Genomic DNA, 2,319 nt, shown 5'->3' with positions numbered 1-2,319 from the left:
CTCTTCCGATCTAAAATAGTTATTTGGCTGTAAAAAAGCGGCAATTGATTGACCTGAGCGATCCAGTGCTGCGGCGAATGTTGTTGTTGGAACTAAGCTAAGTAGAAGAGCCGTTTGAATAGCATTCAGCTTCATTAATATGTTCTCTCAAATCACTTTGTAACAGAATGGCGCGAAAAGTAACATAGTTTTTATTCGCTTAAATAATTTACAAATGTCAATAAATGAACGGTAAAGTCACTGAAAATACTTGAGCATTCACGGTTTTTATTGATGGTTTTAAACTTTGTATCACTGCTGATTTATTTAGTTATGATTTTGATTTTATTTATTAAAGTTGTATAAAAAAAGGCCATCCCAAGATGACCTTTTATTGAAAACTGTGGATTAGAAGCGATAGCCCATTTTTAAGCCATAGGCGATTGCATTGTTGTCTTTAAACTCTGCAACATATTCATTTCCACCTGCTTGAGCACCAGTTTGTGCTTTAGCATCGCCTAACCAGAAATATTTCACGCCAGCAGCAATAAAGGTTGCTGGCGTCGGGCTAAATTGAAGACCGACACCCACGTTCCAATAACCTTCTGTAGGACCAAGTGTTGTTACAGGGTTACCTGCACCAGAGTCCCAACCTACAGAAACGTTACCAGCCCATTGTTCGCTTAGCTTACGGCCAACACCTGCGTTAACAGACCATTGATCATCAGAATATTCAACTAAGTTGAAACCGTTTGGACGACCAACTAAACCACCGATTTGTTGAGACAATAAACCGAACTTGTATGGTTGGATTGCAAAGTCTTTCCAGTTGACCCAGCGAACGTTTGCAAACGCAACTGTATTCGCCATGATACCTGTTTGGAAATCTAAGTTAACAGACTGTGGCGTTGTAATTTTGGTCTTTTTACCCGCACTGCCTTCTTCAAGTGCTTGTGCTTGAGCTAATGCTTGAGCAGGAGTAATGCCCAGTAAACCTGCTAACACGGCTGGGTTGTTAACCAACGCAGAGGTTACAGAGAAATTTTCATTAATATTTACTTTGTGATCGATTTCTGAACGATATGTCAAAGATGCTTTAAGCGCAATCTCAGGAATTTGATAAGCTGCACCGACTAACCAACCAGCACCGCCAGTTTCTTTGATATTCGCATCATAGCCATTGTAGATACTATAAGCTGTACCACGTAGGTTTACATTACCTTTAACTGTTTGGTAAACACCACCAGCATACAGGTTGATGTTTTTAACTGGTTGATAGCCAAAAACAAGAGAAATATTTTGCGTATCTACTTTTACTGAAGTATTACCTTCGCCTAAAGCTGCATTTGCATCAGCAAGACCTTTTTGTAATGCTTTTACTGGTGCACTATTTAAGAAGCCTTGAGTGACTGCTGCTTGAGCCTGAGCAGGGGTCATACCACCTTGCACAAGTCCAGCAATTTGCTGTTGGCCTGTTGGAGAGCTTAAATAATCAGTTACTTTCTTTTGTACTAAAGCATTTGTTTTTTCAACAGGTAGAACAGTATCAGAGCCAGGATTCGATACAAAAACGTTGTTTCCAGAATATTGAGCATTTGCACCATAAGGTTGGTCGTATAATAAACCGAAAGAAACGTTGTCAGTCAGTTGTAATTTTAATGCTGCGCTAGGGAAATAATAGTCATCCGCCATATCCCCAATTTTTCGTGTTGTTGATGATGTGCCAGCTTCTTGGCCTTTCACTGTTGGGTCTAGAACCGAAAGACCAGCTTCGAAGTAGTTACCTGGTTGGAAAAAAGCAGACATTGACTGACCTGAACGATCCAGTGCTGCTGCAAAAGCTCCAGTTGCAGGTAGCGTCGCTAAGATCATGGCAGTGCTAAGATATTTTAATTTCATTTTAAATCTTTCCTTGAATTTCAAGATTTGTTAAGTAAAGAAGCTATGATTGGCACGCCAAACTGATTATTAAATGTATTTGGCTATAACTTCATGTAACAAAAATACCATAATTAGAATAAGAGTAAATATTCTAAATGAACTACCCAGTACGATTGATTAGATGAAATTTAACAAAAAAATGCTATAAAATTTAATATACATCTGTATTTTTATTTTTAATATCATGAAAAATATAAAATATTAATTTAAGATAGGTGTGTGGATTTTTTGCATTTTTACTAAAAAATTTTTTTGTAAGGTCAAGAGTTTTTTGTAAAAAATAGAATTTTTATAGAGGTGTTCCCACTTTTTTGAACAACTAAAAGCTTATTTATAAGTAATATTCTGCTCTATAGCTGAATACGTAATTTATGGCGAATTCAAACATGAGGTGCGACA

At 37.3% G+C, this 2,319-nt stretch carries 1 protein-coding gene and 1 pseudogene; both read right to left on the bottom strand.

Going from position 1 to position 2,319, the window contains the following annotated elements:
• Positions 1-135 (bottom strand): annotated as a pseudogene (locus tag B4H32_RS12730) (transporter); the annotation flags it as partial.
• Between the two features lie 252 nt (positions 136-387).
• The gene (locus tag B4H32_RS12725) at positions 388-1,878 is read right to left on the bottom strand and encodes a long-chain fatty acid transporter (protein WP_286803406.1); all 1,491 of its coding nucleotides are present in this window, start codon (positions 1,876-1,878) and stop codon (positions 388-390) included.
• Between the last annotated feature and the right edge of the window lie 441 nt (positions 1,879-2,319).

This window comes from Acinetobacter sp. UBA2063, assembly GCF_002333245.1.
Lineage (GTDB): Bacteria > Pseudomonadota > Gammaproteobacteria > Pseudomonadales > Moraxellaceae > Acinetobacter > Acinetobacter parvus.
This window is presented reverse-complemented; position numbering and strand designations above follow the sequence as displayed.

Excerpts from the sequence above, each read along its gene's own strand:
- B4H32_RS12725 (WP_286803406.1), bottom strand. The coding sequence starts at position 1,878 with ATGAAATTAAAATATCTTAGCACTGCCATGATCTTAGCGACGCTACCT.